The 19143-nt window shown below is 37.8% G+C and carries 19 protein-coding genes and 2 tRNA genes; 11 read left to right on the top strand and 10 right to left on the bottom strand.

The window, feature by feature from the left end; all coding sequences use genetic code 11:
* The first annotated feature begins 84 nt into the window (after positions 1 to 84).
* Positions 85 to 1227, top strand: coding sequence for a 2-amino-4-hydroxy-6-hydroxymethyldihydropteridine diphosphokinase (gene folK, locus ACZ1AQ_RS00885; protein ID WP_489631081.1), 1143 nt, complete (start codon positions 85 to 87; stop codon positions 1225 to 1227).
* A gap of 153 nt (positions 1228 to 1380) precedes the next feature.
* Here the strand turns inward: folK and ACZ1AQ_RS00880 are convergent, their stop codons facing one another.
* The 3 genes from ACZ1AQ_RS00880 to ACZ1AQ_RS00870 all read right to left on the bottom strand — a co-directional run bounded on the left by ACZ1AQ_RS00880 (position 1381) and on the right by ACZ1AQ_RS00870 (position 4677).
* Positions 1381 to 3540, bottom strand: coding sequence for an Ig-like domain-containing protein (locus ACZ1AQ_RS00880; RefSeq protein ID WP_489631080.1), 2160 nt, complete (start codon positions 3538 to 3540; stop codon positions 1381 to 1383).
* Positions 3541 to 3637: 97 nt separating this feature from the next.
* On the bottom strand, positions 3638 to 4168 hold the full coding sequence (locus tag ACZ1AQ_RS00875) for an RNA methyltransferase (RefSeq protein WP_489631079.1): 531 nt from the start codon (positions 4166 to 4168) through the stop codon (positions 3638 to 3640).
* 68 nt (positions 4169 to 4236) lie between these two features.
* Positions 4237 to 4677 carry a DUF1573 domain-containing protein gene (locus ACZ1AQ_RS00870; RefSeq protein WP_489631078.1) on the bottom strand — a complete coding sequence of 147 codons (441 nt, stop codon included), beginning with the start codon at positions 4675 to 4677 and terminating at the stop codon, positions 4237 to 4239.
* A gap of 150 nt (positions 4678 to 4827) precedes the next feature.
* On the opposite strand from ACZ1AQ_RS00870, the gene mutS reads away from it, so the two are divergent.
* The 4 genes from mutS (at position 4828) to ACZ1AQ_RS00850 (ending at position 8212) form a co-directional block, all read left to right on the top strand.
* Complete coding sequence (gene mutS, locus ACZ1AQ_RS00865) at positions 4828 to 7434, top strand: DNA mismatch repair protein MutS (protein WP_489631077.1); 2607 nt, start codon at positions 4828 to 4830, stop codon at positions 7432 to 7434.
* Positions 7435 to 7577: 143 nt separating this feature from the next.
* Positions 7578 to 7650, top strand: a tRNA-Gly gene (locus ACZ1AQ_RS00860).
* Positions 7651 to 7665: 15 nt separating this feature from the next.
* Positions 7666 to 7751: transfer RNA gene (locus ACZ1AQ_RS00855), tRNA-Leu, on the top strand.
* A gap of 113 nt (positions 7752 to 7864) precedes the next feature.
* Positions 7865 to 8212: a YegP family protein gene (locus tag ACZ1AQ_RS00850; RefSeq protein WP_489631076.1), complete on the top strand. Its 348-nt coding sequence runs from the start codon at positions 7865 to 7867 to the stop codon at positions 8210 to 8212.
* 113 nt (positions 8213 to 8325) lie between these two features.
* Here the strand turns inward: ACZ1AQ_RS00850 and ACZ1AQ_RS00845 are convergent, their stop codons facing one another.
* The 4 genes from ACZ1AQ_RS00845 to ACZ1AQ_RS00830 all read right to left on the bottom strand — a co-directional run bounded on the left by ACZ1AQ_RS00845 (position 8326) and on the right by ACZ1AQ_RS00830 (position 12574).
* Entirely contained in the window at positions 8326 to 8544 is a 219-nt protein-coding gene (locus ACZ1AQ_RS00845; RefSeq protein WP_489631075.1) for a hypothetical protein, read from the bottom strand.
* Between the two features lie 163 nt (positions 8545 to 8707).
* The gene (locus tag ACZ1AQ_RS00840; protein WP_489631074.1) at positions 8708 to 10870 is read right to left on the bottom strand and encodes a S46 family peptidase; all 2163 of its coding nucleotides are present in this window, start codon (positions 10868 to 10870) and stop codon (positions 8708 to 8710) included.
* Between the two features lie 31 nt (positions 10871 to 10901).
* The gene (locus tag ACZ1AQ_RS00835) at positions 10902 to 11345 is read right to left on the bottom strand and encodes a GNAT family N-acetyltransferase (RefSeq protein ID WP_489631073.1); all 444 of its coding nucleotides are present in this window, start codon (positions 11343 to 11345) and stop codon (positions 10902 to 10904) included.
* Positions 11342 to 12574: a 3-deoxy-D-manno-octulosonic acid transferase gene (locus ACZ1AQ_RS00830; protein ID WP_489631072.1), complete on the bottom strand. Its 1233-nt coding sequence runs from the start codon at positions 12572 to 12574 to the stop codon at positions 11342 to 11344. Before ACZ1AQ_RS00830 ends, ACZ1AQ_RS00835 begins: the two co-directional genes overlap by 4 nt.
* Positions 12575 to 12716: 142 nt before the next feature.
* Between ACZ1AQ_RS00830 and ACZ1AQ_RS00825 the strand changes: the two genes are divergently transcribed.
* From ACZ1AQ_RS00825 to ACZ1AQ_RS00810, 4 genes are all read left to right on the top strand, one after another.
* Positions 12717 to 13847: a DegT/DnrJ/EryC1/StrS family aminotransferase gene (locus tag ACZ1AQ_RS00825; protein ID WP_489631071.1), complete on the top strand. Its 1131-nt coding sequence runs from the start codon at positions 12717 to 12719 to the stop codon at positions 13845 to 13847.
* Positions 13848 to 13946: 99 nt separating this feature from the next.
* Positions 13947 to 14960, top strand: coding sequence for a UDP-glucose 4-epimerase GalE (gene galE, locus ACZ1AQ_RS00820; protein WP_489631070.1), 1014 nt, complete (start codon positions 13947 to 13949; stop codon positions 14958 to 14960).
* Between the two features lie 119 nt (positions 14961 to 15079).
* A complete protein-coding gene (locus tag ACZ1AQ_RS00815) occupies positions 15080 to 15274 on the top strand; it encodes a hypothetical protein (protein ID WP_489631069.1) in 195 nt (64 codons plus the stop codon).
* Positions 15262 to 15585 (top strand): hypothetical protein, encoded by a 324-nt coding sequence (locus tag ACZ1AQ_RS00810; RefSeq protein ID WP_489631068.1) that lies wholly within the window; start codon positions 15262 to 15264, stop codon positions 15583 to 15585. Before ACZ1AQ_RS00815 ends, ACZ1AQ_RS00810 begins: the two co-directional genes overlap by 13 nt.
* Positions 15586 to 15624: 39 nt before the next feature.
* Here the strand turns inward: ACZ1AQ_RS00810 and ACZ1AQ_RS00805 are convergent, their stop codons facing one another.
* Both ACZ1AQ_RS00805 and fabD read right to left on the bottom strand, forming a co-directional pair.
* Complete coding sequence (locus tag ACZ1AQ_RS00805) at positions 15625 to 15876, bottom strand: hypothetical protein (protein ID WP_489631067.1); 252 nt, start codon at positions 15874 to 15876, stop codon at positions 15625 to 15627.
* Positions 15877 to 16011: 135 nt separating this feature from the next.
* A complete protein-coding gene (gene fabD / locus ACZ1AQ_RS00800; protein WP_298298439.1) occupies positions 16012 to 16884 on the bottom strand; it encodes an ACP S-malonyltransferase in 873 nt (290 codons plus the stop codon).
* Between the two features lie 330 nt (positions 16885 to 17214).
* Between fabD and ACZ1AQ_RS00795 the strand changes: the two genes are divergently transcribed.
* Positions 17215 to 17766: a sugar O-acetyltransferase gene (locus tag ACZ1AQ_RS00795; protein WP_489631066.1), complete on the top strand. Its 552-nt coding sequence runs from the start codon at positions 17215 to 17217 to the stop codon at positions 17764 to 17766.
* Positions 17767 to 17926: 160 nt separating this feature from the next.
* On the top strand, positions 17927 to 18484 hold the full coding sequence (locus ACZ1AQ_RS00790; RefSeq protein ID WP_489631065.1) for a hypothetical protein: 558 nt from the start codon (positions 17927 to 17929) through the stop codon (positions 18482 to 18484).
* Positions 18485 to 18609: 125 nt separating this feature from the next.
* Here the strand turns inward: ACZ1AQ_RS00790 and ACZ1AQ_RS00785 are convergent, their stop codons facing one another.
* On the bottom strand, positions 18610 to 19134 hold the full coding sequence (locus ACZ1AQ_RS00785) for an NADPH-dependent FMN reductase (protein WP_489631064.1): 525 nt from the start codon (positions 19132 to 19134) through the stop codon (positions 18610 to 18612).
* Positions 19135 to 19143 lie beyond the last annotated feature (9 nt).

Raw genomic sequence — 19143 nt, 5'->3', positions numbered from 1 at the left:
GTAGATTTAAATTTCTTTTTTCAAAATAATCTACTTCTTTATCAGTAGTGATTTTAATTTTCTTTTCCTTAATTTGTACCTATTATGAAGTCACAGCATCAAGTCGTATTGTCGTTAGGTAGTAATCAGGGGCAAAGGTTAGAAACCATTATCCAATGTATTGATGTATTGCATCTTGAGGTAGGTACCGTTTTAAAAATCTCCCCAGTTTATGAATCACCAGCTTGGGGTTTTGAAAGTACACCTTTTTACAACTGCGCCTTAGTTTTGTACACCAACGCTTCTCCCACTCAAGTTTTAAACAAAATTCTTAAAATAGAAAAGCGTTTAGGTCGCGTTCGGACGGCTACAGTTGGCTATGCCGCTAGAAGTATCGATATTGATATCATTGCTTATGATGATTTAGTACTCGATACCGAAAAGCTCAAAATACCACATCCGTTGATGCAGGAGCGCAATTTTGTTTTATGGCCACTTCGTGATTTACAGTCAGATTGGACACATCCTTTACTTAAAAAATCAATCACAGATTTGATTTTTGAAACAACAGATAAAAGTATATGTCAAGCCGTTGCGACAATCCCTACGCCGTTGAGCAGCATTCCTCTTGAAAAATTCAATTACATCGCCTTTGAAGGGAATATTGGAGCAGGAAAAACGACATTGGCTAACAAAATCGCCGAAGATTTTAATGCCAAAACAGTATTGGAGCGTTTTGCGGACAATCCCTTTTTGCCAAAGTTTTACAAAGACCAAAACCGATATGCTTTTCCTCTCGAAATGTCTTTTCTTGCCGACAGATATCAACAGCTGTCCGATGATTTGGCGCAATTCGACTTGTTCAAAGATTTTGTCGTAGCCGATTATCATATTTTCAAATCGCTAATTTTTGCAAAAATCACATTGGCAGAAGACGAGTACCGTTTGTACCATACTCTTTTTTCTATCATTTATAAAGAAATGCCCAAGCCCGATTTGTACATTTATCTGTATCAAAACACCCAGCGCTTATTGCAAAACATAAAGAAAAGAGGTCGAAGTTACGAACAAGATATTCAGGAAGAGTACCTAGAAAAAATCAACATTGGGTATCTTGATTATATCAAATCACAAAAAGATTTGAACGTGTTAATCATCGATGTTTCAGACCTTGATTTTGTCAAAAACCAGTCAGATTACCTTTTTGTTTTAAACGAAATCAAAAAGAAAATACACCACACTTCTTGATTTTTTTGGAGCACAACAAAAAGGCTTTTCAGGTATTATGGTTTCCCGCTTTCCGTTTTAATCTTATGCCCCGAACCCCGGGTCATAAGGATTTCCACTACAATCGGGGCTAGGAGTTAGCATTTGGCTTCAAAGTAAGAGAATCAAAGCGCATTATCTTTTCAAAGAAAAATGACCTCTTTTCTCAACCCCAGAATCGTCTAGTTTCAGTACATACCAATAATCGGTAGAAGGCAAAGGGTTCTTGTTTAAAGTGCCGTCCCAAGACACATTCGTTGGAGATAATTGGCTAACTAATTTCCCGTATTGGTCAAAAATAGAAATGGTCGCTTTTGGGTAAACCTCAAAATCTTTCACATACCATACATCATTAAAACCATCATTATTTGGGGTAAAAAATTTAGGTGGAGCTATAACGATAAATTGTTCTTGGTCCGAGTTACAAAAGCTAGTGTCTCTTACATAAGCCGTCTGAATTCCAGCAGGGGCATTCGTAAAGATATTTGAACTTTGATAACTAATGTTGTCCAGAGAGTATTCAAAATAAGGTGCGGTATTCGTTACTTCTATGGTTACGGTGGTTTCATTGACAATCACTGCTTTTATTTCAGGTACAATTTGTCTGATAACCTTAAAGTTTTTTCTGCTTGTACAATTCTCAGGTGCGGGGCTAGTAATATCAACATAAAAATTACCAATATCATTCACTTGAATTGTTGCTGTAGTTGCTCCTGTCGACCACAAATAAGACATTCCGCTCAAGCCCGCATCAAGAGTTACCGGATTTGATTGGCAAATGATTTTTTCTTCATCCGTAACCACTGGAAGCGGATAAATCTTTACTTCTACAGGAACTCTTATCCCGTTGGTACAATTCGCATTGACTGCTTCGGCATAGAAAATAGTATTCCCATTCAAAAATGGAGTAACATAAGTGGTTCCTGTTCCTAATGTAATTGTACTCGTAGCATCTGCATACCAATTAATTGTCCCGGAAGATGGCGTAGCTGTTAGGGTTACTACTGATGGTCCGCAATTGCTCACAGGAGAATTGGTGGCTGTTATGGTTGGAATTAAATTTATGGTTGCAACAACGGCTGTTCTATTAGTAGTGCATCCTCCAGAAGTTATCCCTACATAATAAGTGGTAGTAGCGTTTATAATTGGAGTGGTAAAACTAGAGCCACTGCCAACTAAATTTCCGCCGGAGCTTTGGTCGTACCAATTGATGGTGCCTATAGAAGCAGTAGCCTGTAAGGTCAAACTACCAGGGTCACATTTTGTAGCAGGTGTTGTACTTAGAATTGATGGAATAGTAATCGAAGTACTAGCAGAAAGTTGTAAAACAGGATCGCCTGGCATACCGCCATATTCTACAATATAACCTTTGGGTTGATAATCTCCACTCGCAGAACCTGTGTTTGACAAATCATTCCAAGAACCCGCTATTCCTATTCCTGGAGCAGTGATGTGGGCATAATCTTCATCGCCTGCTTGGTTTGGTTCGCTGTTGTTCCAAAAAGCAAAATTGGGAGTCGTTCCATTGGCGTTTCCATTCCAGAAGATGGTTCCAGCTTCCGGACCAGTTACCCATTTCCATACGCCTTCTGTTTCAGCATCACTTCCGCCAATCCAACCTGCTCCAGGGGCTTGTTTTCCAGCTAATTGAGTCTCGTCTGCGGCGGTTAGTGTGGCTAGATAGCCTTTAAGTCCATAATACGTTCTCAGTTCAGCGGCGGCTTTAGCGCTAGTCCAAGTAATTCCGAGATCAGGAACGTATTCATAATAATGTCCATTTCTTGGTAAATAATTGGCTTGGCCAATACTAATCGAAAAACTTCTACTTCCTGTTGCAGTTGAAGATGAATTATAGAATTGTACATCTTTAATTGCTTTTTCAAAATCCGTGTAACTAACAGGTACTCCTATAGGACTATTCAAGGTCAGTTTTCCTTCGGTGGCATTCCAACTACTTTTAATGGTAGGATGAGTAGAAGCATTGTTTAAAAAAAGTAGATCTTGACCAAAACTATAGCCCGATGATATTTGAATATAAATAGCTTCAGTACTAGTGTCATCTGGATCGGTGATGCTAATATTGGTTACAATATTGAGACTAGTAAGCAAGCAATAAGCTTGATTGCCTGTTGCAGTAATCGTTGGAGCGATATTTGCAACTGCTTTTTTGATGGAGGCTAGTTTGGAATAAGTTGTTTTTTGTTTCTTTTCACTAGAGTGAGTCGCTGCATAAGCAGGGCCAAATTGAAATAGGCAAAAGACAAAAAAAATGGATAGTAGTATGGGGCGTTTCATTCTATAAAAATAAGATTAAAATCAATTATTTACTAATCGAAAAGAACAATTTGCAATCTAATCTTTATAGAATGTGATATAATAAACAATAAATAAATTAGTAGTGATATTGTTTGAATAAATCCCAAACAACTATGCCAGCACTTACTGATATATTTAAGGAATGTTTGGTGCCCAATTGAGGGATTTCTATGCATCCGTCACAAAGGGCTACGGCTTCTTGAGCCACTCCGTGTACTTCGTTACCAAAAACTAAAGCATATTTTTTTGAAGGATCTACTTTGAAATCTTGAAGAAAAATAGCGCTTTCCACTTGTTCAATCGCTAAAGTAATAACGTTGTCTTTTTTTAAATTAGTAATAGCGTCCAAAACGTTTTCATAATGTTCCCAAGCTACTGTTTCTGTAGCACCCAAAGCAGTTTTGTGTATCTCTTTGTTGGGGGGTGTAGCAGTAATGCCACAGAGTATAATTTTTTCTACCAAAAAAGCATCAGCAGTTCTAAATACAGATCCAATATTGTGAAGACTTCTCACATCATCAAGAACCAGAATTAGAGGTGTCTTTTTAGATTGTTTGAATCCTTCAACCGACTTTCTTTCGAGTTCGCTATTCTCTAATTTTCTCATTACAATGGCAATTTTAATAAAAAAAGCTTCCTAAAGGAAGGAAGCTTTTTATGTAATATTTATGTTTTTTAGCTTTTTACTTCGTCAGGTAAAACGTTCCCTTTTATAGTCAAAGTTTTTGTTGGTTGACCAGCCGCATTTGAAGTAATAGTAACTGTTTTTGTAAAAGGACCAACTCTATCTGTAGCATATTTTACACCGATAACCCCTTTTGCTCCAGGCATAATTGGCTCTTTTGGGCTACTTGGTACTGTGCAACCACAAGATCCTTGAGCATTTGTAATGATTAATGGCGCATTACCGTTGTTGGTGAAAACAAATTCACGTTTCCCGTCAGAGTTACGAGCGATTGTTCCGTAATCGATGGTTTCGTTTACGAATAACATACCAGCTCCTTCAACTTTTGCTACAGTTGCTTTTGCTTTTTTAGCTTTTTTTGAAGTCTCTTGTGCAGTAGCAGAAGTTATTCCTAGTCCTAAAACTAATAATAAGGTAATTATTTTTTTCATAAGATTTAATTTTTTTAGTACACGCAAATCTATACAAAAAATACAAATCAGCGCTTAAAATTCGCTTAAAATTTAATTTTTGAACCTTCATTATTCGCTTTAAAATCTATAAATTCGCTGTCATATTTACAGAATTTAATTCCAACTAATTTGGCAGCAAAAGAAAAAGGCGTAAAAGAAACGCCATTGATGAAACAGTATAATGAAATTAAAAGAAAGTATCCTGATGCTTGTTTGTTGTTTCGTGTAGGCGATTTTTATGAAACGTTTGGCGAAGATGCAATTCGTGCTTCCAAAATACTTGGAATTACTTTGACCAAGAGAGGTGCGGGTTCCGATACTGAGACTGCGCTAGCGGGTTTTCCCCATCATTCTATCAATACATATTTGCCAAAGTTAGTTAAAGCTGGACTTCGTGTAGCCATTTGTGATCAGCTAGAAGATCCCAAAATGACCAAAACCATCGTAAAACGAGGTGTGACCGAATTGGTGACTCCTGGGGTTTCTATGAACGATGAGGTGTTGCAGTCCAAAACCAATAATTTTTTGGCTTCGGTATATTTTACCAATAAAAATATTGGTATCTCATTTTTAGATGTTTCTACTGGAGAATTTCTTACTGCGCAAGGAAATGCAGAATACATCGATAAGTTGTTGCAAAATTTCAATCCTAGTGAGGTCTTAGTGCCAAAGAACAATAAAAATACGTTCCGAGAAACATTCGGAGACGATTATCATAGTTTTTACCTTGAAGATTGGATTTACAAAGAGGATTATGCGTTTGAAAGCTTAACGAAGCATTTTCAAACCACTTCTTTAAAAGGTTTTGGTGTCGAAGAATTGAAAGAAGGAATCGTGGCTTCGGGCGCTATTTTGTATTATTTGTCCGAAACACAGCACAATAGAGTGCAGCATATTACGGCCATACAGCGCATTGCAGAAGATGCTTATGTTTGGATGGATCGTTTTACCATTCGTAATCTAGAGTTGTACCATAGTTATAATCCTAATGCGGTGACGTTGCTAGATGTAATCGACCGAACACTTTCGCCTATGGGTGGGCGATTATTGAAGCGTTGGTTGGCTTTGCCCTTGAAAGATGCAGCTAAAATTCAGAGTCGTCATCAAGTAGTATCTTATTTAAAAGAAAGCCAAGAAGTTTTAAAGCAAATACAATATCAAATCAAACAAATTTCCGATTTGGAACGTTTGATTTCAAAGATTGCTGCGGGTAAAGTATCTCCTCGTGAAGTGGTGTATTTGAAAGAGTCTTTAGATGCGATCTTGCCAATCAAGACAATAGCCTTGCAAAGTCCGCAAGAAGCCGTAAAAGTAATTGGTGATAGTTTGCATAGTTGTGATTTACTTCGTGAAAAAATAAAAACTACATTAAATCAAGATGCTCCAGTGGCTATCGCCAAAGGAAATGCAATTGCATTCGGTGTACATGCTGAACTGGATGAGTTACGCGCGATTTCTACTTCCGGAAAAGAATTTTTAGAAGGAATTGAAAAAAGAGAATCGGAGCGTACGGGTATTTCTTCTTTGAAAATTTCTTTTAATAATGTTTTTGGCTATTACATCGAAGTTCGAAATACGCATAAAGATAAAGTGCCAAGCGAATGGATTCGTAAGCAAACCTTGGTGAATGCGGAACGTTATATTACCGAAGAGCTAAAAGAATACGAAACCAAAATTTTAGGTGCCGAGGAGAAAATCCATAAAATCGAAGGTGAGATTTTTGAACAATTAGTGCAATGGATTTCAACGTATATAAAACCAGTTCAAATGAATGCCAATTTGGTGGCTCAGTTGGATTGTTTGTGTTCTTTTACGCAATTGGCAATCGAAAACCAATACGTTTGCCCTGAATTGGATGAAACCTTTGAATTGGATATCAAAAACGGTCGCCATCCAGTAATTGAAAAACAATTGCCTGTTGGTGTACCTTACATCGCCAATGATGTTTTCCTTGATAGAGACACACAGCAATTGATTATGATTACGGGGCCTAATATGTCGGGTAAGTCGGCTATTTTGAGACAAACGGCTCTGATTGTGCTCTTGGCTCAAATGGGAAGTTTTGTTCCAGCAGATAGCGTAAGAATGGGTATCGTGGATAAAATTTTTACTAGAGTAGGAGCTTCAGATAATATTTCGATGGGTGAATCTACTTTTATGGTCGAAATGAACGAGACGGCTTCTATTTTGAATAACATTTCAGATCGAAGTTTGGTGCTGTTGGATGAGATAGGCCGAGGAACAAGTACCTATGATGGAATTTCTATTGCGTGGGCAATTGCTGAGTTTTTACACGAGCATCCTTCGCAACCCAAAACCCTTTTTGCTACGCATTATCACGAATTGAATGAAATGAGCGATTCGTTGAAGCGCATACAAAATTATAATGTGGCTGTAAAAGAATTAAAAGATAACGTGCTTTTTATTCGAAAACTAGTAAAAGGAGGCTCCGCTCATAGTTTTGGGATTCACGTGGCTAAAATGGCTGGGATGCCACAGTTGGTGATTTTGAAAGCACAGAAGATATTAAAGAAACTAGAAAAAGACCATTCAGGTGATGCATTAAATGGATTAAAGACTGCAAAAGAAGAGATGCAAATGAGTTTCTTTAACCTAGATGACCCCTTGTTGGAGGAGATTAAAGACGAAATTTTACAATTAGATATTAATTCGATAACGCCAATGGAGGCTTTGATGAAGCTGAATGAGATAAAACGAATGCTCAGTCGAAAATAATTACTGTATAAAGAATAGGTTATCAGAAAGTTATATTTTTATTGAATTTTTTTTCCAAAAAAGGCTTGTTTTATTGAATATTTGTGCTAAATTTGCCACCGCAATACGAAACAAGTACTGCGGTTCTTTTAAGAATTTGAAACGCGAAAATAGCTCAGTTGGTAGAGCGCGACCTTGCCAAGGTCGAGGTCGCGGGTTCGAGCCCCGTTTTTCGCTCAAACACCATATAATGCTCGGATGGTGAAATTGGTAGACACGCTGGACTTAAAATCCAGTGAACAGCAATGTTCGTGCGGGTTCAAGTCCCGCTCTGAGTACAAAAAAGCTTCAAACTATGTTTGGAGCTTTTTTTATTTATGACTAATCCTAACATCAATCTGATTAGGATGGGGTAATTTGATTCTGAAATCTTTAACATATAAATTAATGTATGGGTGCTTTTGTGATTAGTAAACGGTTTAATGATACTTATAAGTTTGTTTTTACATCACGTAAAGGGAAGGTGATTTTTACCAGTCAAAGCTATGAATTGAAGTTTGAAGGGGAGGAGGATATTGTTTTGATACAGCAGTCCATTGAGGCGCTAGTTTTTGTGAAATTAAAGTCGGCAGCTGGTAAGTATTATTTTAGATTGTTGTTGGGGGAGCGCCATTTGGCTACTAGTAGAAAGTATACAACAGAGTTGCGATTGCTGAAAGGAATTGAGGAGATAAAAAAATCTGCTGCAATAGCTGAAATTTTAGACTTTTCTGAAAACAACTTTGTTTTTCCGGATTGATTTTATAATAAAGTAAAAAAACAAAAGCTCAAGATGTATCTTGAGCTTTTGTTTTTTTTGGTATAAAAAAAGCCATCACGTAGATGGCTTGATTTTTTTCTGTAATTTAAAAATTACTTAGCAGCTGGAGCTTCAGCAGCTGGAGCAGCAGCAGGTGCAGCAGCAGAATCAACTACAGTAGCAGCAGAGTCAACAGCTGGAGTAGCAGCAGAATCAACAGCAACAGCAGCAGAATCAGTAGCTACAGCTTCCTCAGCAGGAGCGTCAGCTTTTTTACAAGATACAACAGTTAATACAGCAACAGCAGCTAAACTTAAAAATACTTTTTTCATCTTAATTTTATTATAAAGGTTAATTATTAATTCGTGGCAAAGATATAAAAAAATTAATACGCAATATATTTTTTTGTATTTTTTTTAAATTATATTCTCTGTTCACGGTGGTTTAATCATCAAATAGTATGCCAATGTGAGGGGTGTTCTAAAATAGTAACAGTTAGTTACTAACGTTTCCCTTTTTGGTTTTTTTAGGATGTACTAATCGTAATTCTTCAATCAAGTTTTTTGCCCCTGCGTATTTGTCTATTATAAATAATACATAACGAATATCGACCATGATATTTCTGCAAATGCTCGGGTCGTAGTAGATGTCGCTCATCGTGCCTTCCCAAACACGATCAAAGTTCAATCCAATTAAATTTCCTTTGGCATCTAGCGCTGGACTTCCTGAATTTCCGCCTGTGGTATGATTAGTACCAATAAAACATACGGGCATTTTCCCGTTTTCAGCATAATTTCCAAAATCTTTGTTTTTGTACAAGTCAATTAATTTTGGAGAAACGTCAAATTCGTAGTCACCAGGAATGTATTTTTCCATTACACCATCCAAGTAGGTAATTGGGTTATAATATACACCGTCTTTTGGCTCATATCCTTTTACTTTTCCATAGGTTACTCTCAAGGTGCTATTAGCATCTGGGAATATTCTTGAATTTTCGCTAAGTTCCAGTTGAGCCTTCATGTAATTGCGCTGCAATTCTGTTATTTTTAAATTTAAAGACTCGTATGTAGGATTTACTTCTTTTAGATACATATCGGCCATACTTTTTACTAGAACAAAAGCAGGGTCACGGTTGATGTTTTCTAACACCGTTTTTGTGTCGCCAGTTAGTAGTTCTTTTGAGCCAGAATAGGAAGTGAGTTTGGAGACAGAATAAATAGTTTTTGTCAGTTGGTTAACATCGACGTTGTTGAGTGTGTTCGGTAAGAATTGCTTAGGTACTTTTGTCGCGTATAATGCAATAAGTTGCTCGAATACTTTTTCGTCAACTTTGGCGCTGAAATCTTTATAAAAATCACCCAATCCGTTGTACAGGTTGTTTTTTCTGTCGGTAAAAGATTGTTCTCCCTTGGTGTTGTAAAGTTGTTCTAATTGATAGAATTTGTAAGCTACAGTAAGTAGTTCTGTATTTCTTTGTACGGTTTCGTTAAAATAGTCTCTTGCCAAAGCGTAAGGTGCGATTTCGGTGTAGTTTTTTTCGAAATCACTCAAAAGACTGCCGTATTCCTTTTCTTTTTTGGCTTTGCTAACCTTTTCTTGAAACTTCTTTTCGGCTTCTTTTTTTACGGCAATTGCATTTGATTTTTTGATGCCTAACGTTTCGCCTTGCCATTTTTTCCAATAATTGGCCGTTCCAGCATATTTTGAAGCATATTGAATTTTGATAGCATTATCTTTTCTCATAAAACCATCGGCTACTTTAAGGGCTTGTTCTCTGATTTCTATTTTTGCAGGATTCAGTTCGTTTGCAATTTGGTTGATGGCAACAGCAGGTAAATATTCGTTGGTTCTTCCTGGATATCCAAAAACTAAAGTAAAGTCGTCTTCAGCAATTCCATCTAAAGAAACAGGTAAAAAGTGTTTTGGAGTGTAAGGAACGTTGTCTTTAGAATAAGCGGCTGGACGATTGTTTTTGTCAGCATAAATTCTGAAAAGTGAAAAATCTCCAGTATGTCTAGGCCAAACCCAGTTGTCGGTATCCGATCCAAATTTTCCTATTGAAGTTGGTGGCGCCCCTACTAAACGAACATCTTTGAAGGTTTCGGTAACAAAAAGCAAGTATTGATTGCCATCGTAAAACGTTCGAATTTTGTTTTCTTGCCAAGCTTCTTTAGGAAATGAATTGCTTAAAGTACTTATGTTTTCTTGAATTTTCTTTTGCTTTTCGGCTTCATTTGATAGCGTGTTTACCCCTTCTAAAACTTGTTTGGTCACGTCTTCTATTTTTACAATAAATGTAACCACCAAATCTTTATTGGGTAATTCGTCTTCCATCTTATAGGCCCAAAAGCCATTGGCTAAATAATCGTGTTCTGTACTAGAATGCGATTGAATTTGTCCGTAACCACAATGGTGATTGGTCAGTAAAAGTCCTTTTGGTGAAATAACTTCAGAAGTACAGCCTCCGTTAAATTGAGGAACAGCGTCTTTCAAGCTAGATTTGTTCGTGTCGTAAATGTCTTTGGCGGTCATTTTCATACCTAGACTTTTCATTTCTTTTTCGTTCATTCCTTCCAAGAGAGAAGGTATCCACATTCCGCCTTGTTGGGCTTGCGTTTGGATCACAAAAAGTAATAAGAATAGTTTTAAGAATTTCATAGGAGTAATAGTATTTAAAAAGGTAATAAAATTATAATTTGAGTTTCATCAATTTTCTAGGATGAATGCTGAAGCCGCTTTTGAGGTACAATTGCTGAGCCGAAAGATTATGTTCTTCGACTTCTAGATAAAGTAGTTTCAATCTTAATTCTTCGCTTTGTTTTTGTGCAAAAGCAACGGCACTTTTTCCAATTCCTTGACCTTGTGCTTTGGGTTGAATGTATAATTCATCTAAAAAAGCAATCTTGCCTTGGTATTCAAAGCTAAAAACAAAAGTCAGAATCAAATAACCAACAATTCCTTGATCTGATACTACTAACCAGCATTTTCCAAGATGGTCGTTTGCTAAAAATTCCTCAAACAAATTAGTTGCTTTAGTTGTGTCAAAAGGATAGTTGTCAATCGCATAAAATTCGCTCATTAGTGAGGTAACGGCATCGATATCCTTTTTTTCGAGTGGTTGAAACTGTATCATAAGATATGATTTAGAATGATAGCGGTAGCACCTTTATTTTGTTGGACAAATTGGCGGCAAATGGCTCCTTTTTGAGATCTAATTTCTGGTTTGTAAATCAAATCGTCAAAAGTTTCGAGTAAATCTTTGTGGTTTGCAATACTAACGCATCCGTTTAGTTTGACTAAAGCTGTCGCTTCTGCAAAATGCGAATAATTTGGTCCAATAACGATGGAAATTCCAAACGTAGCGGGTTCTAAAATATTATGAACTCCAGGATTTCCAAAACCACCGCCTACATAAGCAATATCGGCATAACTGTAGATTTTGGTTAAAATCCCAATAGTGTCAATGATAAAAACGTGTTGGTCAGATAAGGATTGCTTTTCTTTTTCTGAAAATAAGACCGTAGGTTTGGTAATTAGTGCTTTTAAATTGGCGATTTGCTGCGCTTTTATATTGTGTGGAGCAATAATGAATTTTACGTTTTCGTTGCTGTATTCGTTAATGTATTGGGCGATAATTTCTTCGTCTTTTGGCCAAGAACTACCTACTACAACTGTGATTTTGTTGTTCTTGAATTCGGCTATGAAATCAAGGGTGTTGTCTTTCTCTAAAATGGTACTCACACGGTCAAAACGCGTGTCTCCAGAAACCAAAACGTTTTGATGACCAAGGCTTTGTAAGAGTTGTTTCGAAGATTCGTTTTGCACAAAAAAGAAATCAAAAGCCTTTAGTGCTTTTCTGTAAAAACCGCCGTACCATTTAAAAAAGGCTTGGTTTTCTCTCAGAATTCCCGAAATCAAATAGGTTTTGATGTGTCGTTTCTTGAGTTCGTTTAAGTAATTCGGCCAATATTCGTATTTGATAAAGAAAACCAGTTCGGGATGCGCTAGCTCGATGAATTGTTTCGCGTTTTTTTGAGTATCCAATGGTAAATAAACTGTGCAATCAGCCACAGTGTTGTTTTTTCGCACCTCGTATCCAGAAGGCGAAAAAAAGGTGACAATAATCTTATGGGAAGGGTATTTTTCTTTTATTTTTTCAATAACTGGCAGCCCTTGTTCGTATTCGCCTAAAGATGCGGCATGAAACCAGATGGATTTGTCGCTAGATTGAATTTTTTCTTCTAAAGTCTTAAAAACATCCTTTCGACCCTTTATAAAAAGAGCCATTTTTGGGCTAAAAAGGGCTACGATTTTCAATAAAAAACCTGCTATAAAAACGATTTGATTATACAGAAAAAACATGAGTATAAATTTTGGCTAAAATACAGTTTCTTTATGGTTTTTTCATTGTCTAAGAGGGATTAAATAACTATTTTTGTTGTTCTTTTTTGCGAAAACATTTTGGGTCAACCTACTTTGTTTTCAAACTTTAAATTAATTTTCAATGAAAAAAATCCAAATGGTTGACTTAAAGAGTCAATATGATAAAATAAAAGACGTTGTAAACACCTCAATTCAAAACGTTTTAGATACGAATACTTACATCAACGGGCCAGAAGTACATACTTTTCAGAAAGAATTAGAAACCTATTTGGGAGTAAAACACGTCATTCCTTGTGCTAATGGTACCGATGCTTTGCAAATTGCTATGATGGGATTGGGTTTAAAGCCCGGAGACGAGGTAATCACTGCCGATTTTACGTTTGCAGCAACAGTAGAGGTTATTGCTTTACTTCAATTGACTCCAGTTTTGGTTGATGTAGAAATGCACAACATGAACATTTCTCTAGAAGCCATCAAAAAAGCCATTACTCCAAAAACCAAAGCGATTGTACCTGTACACTTGTTTGGTCGTGCGGCCAATATGGAAGCGATTATGGCTTTGGCCAAGGAGCATAATTTATATGTAATCGAAGATAATGCGCAAGCTATTGGGGCGAATTGCAAATTTTCAGATGGTACTAAAAAGAAAGCGGGAACTATCGGTCATGTAGGAGCGACTTCATTTTTTCCTTCTAAAAACTTAGGTTGTTATGGCGATGGTGGTGCAATTTTTACGAACGATGACGCTTTGGCACACACACTACGCGGTATTGTAAACCACGGAATGTACGAAAGATACCATCACGATGTAGTGGGCGTAAATTCGCGTTTGGATAGTATTCAAGCGGCAGTTCTAAATGCTAAATTACCGTTGTTAGATCAATACAATAAAGCACGTCAAGATGCCGCTCGTAAGTATACTTTGGCTTTTCAAGGTCACGCTAATATCATTGCGCCAAGTATTTGCGATAGCTGCGATTGTCATGTTTTTCATCAATATACCTTGCGCATCATCAATGCAGATCGCAATGGATTAATGCAGCATTTGTTGGATAAAGGTATTCCATGTGCTATTTATTATCCAATTCCGTTGCACGCACAAAAGGCTTATTTGGATCCACGTTACAAAGAAGAAGATTTCCCAGTTACGAATCAGTTGGTGCAAGAAGTGTTATCTTTACCTATGCATACTGAGCTTGATGATGAGCAAATTAAATTTATTACCGATAGTGTTTTAGAATTTTTAGGATAGTTTTTAGGAGCTATTTCCTGCTGTACGCTGTATCTTGCTTGGCGAACCCCTCCAAGCAAGGATGCCGCTTCCATCAGGGCTAACCCAAACCACACAGTTATGAAAATATTGGTTACAGGAGGCTTAGGCTTCATCGGTTCTCACACCGTAGTAGAATTGCAAAGCAAAGGATTCGAAGTCCTAATCGTCGATAACTTGTACAATTCGTCTATCGATGTTCTCAAAGGAATCGAAAGCATTTCAGGAATTGCGCCGCATTTCAAAAATATTGATATGCGCGACAAAGCATCGGTACAAGCACTCTTCAAAGAATATTCGGATATTGCTGGAGTCATTCATTTTGCAGCCTCCAAAGCTGTGGGGGAAAGTGTTCAGAATCCCTTATTGTATTACGAAAACAACATTGCAGCCTTAGTATATCTTTTGCAAGAATTGCAGCAAAAAGATGCGGCTTCCTTTATATTTAGTTCCTCTTGTACGGTTTACGGTCAGGCCGAAAAAATGCCCATTACCGAAGATGCTCCGGTACAACAACCGATGTCGCCATACGGGAACACCAAAAAAGTAGGAGAAGAAATCATCAGAGATACCGCAAAAGCGTCATCTATCAATGCGATTTTGTTACGTTATTTCAATCCTATTGGAGCACATCCAAGTGCCGCAATTGGAGAATTGCCAATTGGTGTGCCACAAAATTTAGTGCCTTTTATTACACAAACGGCGATTGGATTGCGCCAAGAATTATCGGTTTTTGGAGATGATTATCCAACGCCTGATGGTACAGCGGTTCGCGATTATATACACGTGGTGGATTTGGCCAAAGCCCACGTTGTTGCGCTAGAACGCTTGTTAGACAAGAAAAACACAGAAAAAGTAGAGACTTTTAACTTAGGAACAGGTACAGGAAGTTCAGTACTCGAAGTGATTCAGAGTTTTGAGCGTGTAAGTGGTCAAAAACTACCTTACAAAATCGTACCTCGAAGAGAAGGCGACGTTACAGAAGCCTATGCAAATACCCACAAAGCCAACACCGTTTTGGGTTGGAAAGCCGAGTCTACTCTTGATGAAGCAATGGCTAGTGCCTGGAAATGGGAACAAAAAATACGCTCATAAGTAGTATTCAGTCATCAGTAAAAGGTCATTAGTAAAAAACACCAAAGTATCCATTGATAATTTGGTGTTTTTTTCTTTAAAGAACTATTTGTAAATTCGTTAGGAAAAAATTTAAAGGAATGAGTGCTAAAAAAGCATCCTCAAAATCGCCCAAAGTGGAAGAACCAGCCGTGGTTTATGAATCTTCGCAGCTGAAGCAGAAAGGAATAGATCGAGCAACATTTGATTTCGATACGGAGTTCGCTAAGGGGTTGACTCCTGAGGAAGCGAAGGAAGAAGCTAAAAGAAGAATTAGAGCGTGGTGGGGAAAATAAAAGTTATTTTCACCGTAAAAGTAATTGCTGATTTGGATAATCTTGTTCAGATTTTATACAAAAAAGAGTATTTTGGATTTATAGAATCAGCAGAGGAATATGTCTCGAGGATTTACGATGCTACCTCTGAAAGATGTCAGCTCGACATACATAAAATAGCTCCGAAAAATATCAGTCATTTAGGCACCTATTATATTTTTTACAAATCGAATAAAAGAACTACTTGGTACATTTTTTTCGAAAAGAAAGCAACTGCTATTTTGATTACAGGAATAAGTAATAATCATTGCGAAGAAGCGAAAGAATTGTAAATAAAAGTAAAGCCGAATCTTTGAGATTCGGCTTTTTTGTTACTTTTTAGCAGCTTCTTTCATTTTGTCAGCGGCTTTGTCTAGTTTTTCAGCGCCTTTTTCGAGGACTTTACTCGTTTTGGCCTGTAGAGTATCTACTGCTTTTTCTACTTTTACGGTGGCAGTATCTATTTTTTCTTCTACTTCGGTGGTTACAGCCTCTTTGGCTTCATCTAATTTTTCTTTGGTTTCTTCTTTACAAGAAACGCTTACTACAGCTAAAAATGCCAATCCTAAAATTACTTTTCTCATAATCAATTGGGTTTTATGGGTTGTTATTTTTTTGAGAACTAAAGGTAAACAAAAAATCCCCACAAACTTTACGTTTATGAGGATTCTCTTGATAAGAATTGCTACCTAAATGCTGCAATCTGCTATCTCAAATTTTTAAGCATTTGCAGTAGCGGCTTCTTTATTGATTTTTCCAATTAGTCCGGTCAATACTTTTCCAGGACCTACTTCGGTAAATAGTGTTGCTCCATCGGCAATCATTTGTTGCACGGATTGTGTCCATTTTACTGGAGCAGTCAACTGAATGATTAAGTTTTTCTTGATTTCGTTAGGGTCAGAAACCGCACTTGCTGTTACGTTTTGGTACACAGGACAAATTGGAGTAGCAAAAGTAGTCGCTTCGATAGCTGCGGCTAATTCTTCTCTAGCTGGCTCCATCATTGGAGAATGAAAAGCGCCACCAACAGGTAAAATCAAGGCTCTTTTGGCACCTGCTTCTTTCATTTTTTCGCAAGCCAATTCTACGGCTTTGTATTCACCAGAAATCACCAATTGTCCAGGACAGTTATAGTTTGCGGCAACTACAACTCCATCAATAGAAGCGCAAATGTCTTCTACTATTTTGTCGTCTAGGTTCAAAACGGCTGCCATCGTAGAAGGAGTGATTTCGCAAGCTTTTTGCATTGCCAAAGCTCTTTGAGAAACTAATTTCAATCCGTCTTCAAAAGATAATGCGCCATTGGCTACCAAGGCAGAAAATTCACCCAAAGAGTGTCCAGCCACCATTTCTGGTTCGAAATTTTCTAAAGTTTTAGCCAAAATAACCGAGTGTAAAAACACCGCAGGTTGTGTTACTTTGGTTTCTTTTAGTTGTTCTGCGGTACCTTCAAACATAATATCGGTAATGCGGAAACCTAAAATTTCGTTGGCTTTTTCGAATAATTCTTTGGCTAGAGGAGAGTTCTCATATAAGTCTTTGCCCATTCCTGTGAACTGTGCGCCTTGACCTGGAAAAACGTATGCTTTCATTTTTTTTAGTTTAAATGTTTAAAAAATTGGTCGTTTCGTAAACCAATTGGGTAACAAAAATAGTGTTTTTTGGCAAAATGCTCTTTTGAAGTTGAATTTCTTTACTGAACCTTTAGTGAAATGATGGATTGTTTATCTTTACGAGGACGTTTTTTGCGTGAGCGATGGCAGTGGAGCTCTTTTTTCCCTTCAATTGTCTATGGTTTAACCATAGGCAATTGAAGGGAAAAAAGCGGGAACGTACAGCGCGACCCGAAGTCTCGTTTTTTTCAACGAGACTTCGGGGCACGCCCAAATCATTTTAATTTTAAATTCAATAACTTCAAAGGTATGCCTTCTGAAAAAGAAAAAATGCTCGCTGGCGAATCCTATCTTAGCAATGACAAACAGTTGGTGCAAGAGCGATTGTGGGCCAAGAAAATGCTCCAACAAATCAATGCCGAGTATATCGTAAACGGCAAAACACGCGGGCTTTTCAAGCAATTGCTGCCCAATGCCCACAAGCGTTTGTATATAGAACCGCCGTTTCATTGCGACTATGGGTACAACATTCACACGGGCGAAAATGTGTATTTCAACCTCAATTGTGTGGTGCTCGATACGATGAAAATCACCATTGGTAACAACGTGTTTTTTGGACCAGGCGTGCATATTTATGCTGCCTCGCATCCTTTGGACATCGTAGAGAGACGCACTTTCGAGGTATCTAAACCCGTCACGATTGGCGATGATTGCTGGATTGGCGGCAATACCGTGATTTGCCCTGGAGTGACCATTGGCGACGGTTGCACGATTGGCGCCGGCTCGGTGGTGACCAAGAATATTCCGCCTCATTCGCTGGCTGTAGGCAATCCCGCGCGGGTCATTCGAAAGTTACAGTAATCCTTTTTAGGAGCAGAAAGAAAGGGCTTTTTTATAGGCAAAGTCCCGTCATCCGCTGTATCTTTGCGGCCGAACCCCGGCCACAAAGGATGCCGCTACTACCGGGGCTAGAAGGCAAGAAAGGGCTTGATTAGCCAACATCCCGAAAAAAAATAAAAAAATGAAAGTTATCCTACTTACCCCAATGGAAATCGAAGCCGAGAAAGTGCAAAATGCCTTGCAACGCTTTCCATCTTTACAAAATGACTACCAAATCATGATCTCAGGTGTGGGAAGAGAAACCACCGCCAAAGCCATGATGCATTTGCCTCCGCACGATTTGTGTGTGCTAATCGGCTTTGCCGCCATCGTAGGAAAACCTGAAAATTTGCCAGCCGAATTACAATTAGGAATGCCAATAGAAATCACCAATGCTTCGCTTTATGGTTACGAAGGACAATTGTTCGAAAACGGCAAACCTATTTTAACGGAACCCAAAACTAACTTGCTTTGTTTGTCTTCGTTGACTTCGGATAAATTTGTGAAAACGACTAATTTGGCCGAACGCACCGTGGTGAATATGGAAGACTATACTTTTATGTATCTCAAGCAACCACAGGATTTTATTGTGCGTATTATTTCAGATTTCTTGCCTCATACCCACGAAATCGACTTTTTTGAAGAAGTAAAACCCATTGATTTTTACAAAGCCATAGAAGCGATTGAGAGGGTGTTGTAAGTTATCAGTTATGAGTTGTCAGTTTTCGGTTATTAGCTGTGCATTTGTGAATTTAACTCATAATCTTCTTTAAATAAAAAGTGATTACGAAATAAAATCACTAATCACTTTTTACTTTTCACTTCTCACTCTATTGAAGCAATAATTTCTAGCAATTGGGCTTTCAATTCTTCGTTGGTGATTCCTTTTTCTGCATCAAAATTGGTAGCAAAACTCGGCAGTGAAAAAGCACCTTTAACATCGGCTCCTTGGAAAGGGAATCTGTTTTTGGCCATTTCCAAAACCGAAGCACCTCCTCTTGGTCCGGGTGATGTAGCTAGCAAAAGCGTGGGTTTTTGTTGAAAGGTTTTACCGTTGATGCGGGAAGTCCAATCCAAAATATTTTTGAAAGCAGTCGAATAGGCGCCATTGTGTTCCGCAAACGAAATGACAATAAGGTCTGCACTGCCTTGTTTGGCAAAAAAATCGTGAGCTAATTGTGGGATTCCGGTTTTGGTTTCTTTATCTATTGAGAAAATGGGCATTTCGTAGTCGTTCAAATCCAAAACTTCAACGGTTGCGTTGGCAAATTGATGAGCGGCATAGGTAGCCAATTGTTTGTTGATAGAAGTCGCGCTAGAGGATGCGCCAAAGGCTAGTATTTTTTTCATAATAAATAA

Source organism: Flavobacterium sp. UM26 (genome assembly GCF_057922445.1).
This window is presented reverse-complemented; position numbering and strand designations above follow the sequence as displayed.